This is a genomic window from Duganella alba, from assembly GCF_009674495.1.
Taxonomy (GTDB): domain Bacteria; phylum Pseudomonadota; class Gammaproteobacteria; order Burkholderiales; family Burkholderiaceae_D; genus Rugamonas; species Rugamonas alba.
The window spans coordinates 1-397 of the sequence record NZ_WKJN01000098.1 but is presented as its reverse complement, the minus strand read 5'-3'; the positions used below and the strand labels follow the sequence as shown (position 1 = coordinate 397).

The window sequence follows — 397 nt, the reverse complement described above, 5'->3', positions numbered from 1 at the left end:
TAGCTTGACGATAACCTACTTTCACACTGGTTGCAGCACTATCATCGGCGTAGAGTCGTTTCACGGTCCTGTTCGGGATGGGAAGGGGTGGGACCGACTTACTATGGTCATCAAGCTTTGACTTGTACAGGCGTCGCGTCTTTTTCCGCGCCGCCAAGAATCTGGAGGAAGTATTATAAACGATTTATATCGTTTATACAGTAATTATTTTTGGTAATGAAGTGAATCTCACGAACGTTCAACGTACATCTTATTCAGCTATAACCTGCTAAGGTTATAGGGACAAGCCGTACGGGCAATTAGTATCAGTTAGCTTAATGCATTACTGCACTTCCACACCTGACCTATCAACGTCCTGGTCTCGAACGACCCTTCAAAGAGCTCAAGGCTCTGGGAA

Annotated in this window: 2 rRNA genes; both read right to left on the bottom strand. The window is 45.3% G+C overall.

From position 1 onward, the window contains the following. Nucleotides 1-2: 2 nt before the first annotated feature. A 5S ribosomal RNA gene (gene rrf / locus GJ695_RS29420) occupies nt 3-115 on the bottom strand. Between the two features lie 163 nt (nt 116-278). Further along, a 23S ribosomal RNA gene (locus GJ695_RS29415) occupies nt 279-397 on the bottom strand; the annotation flags it as partial.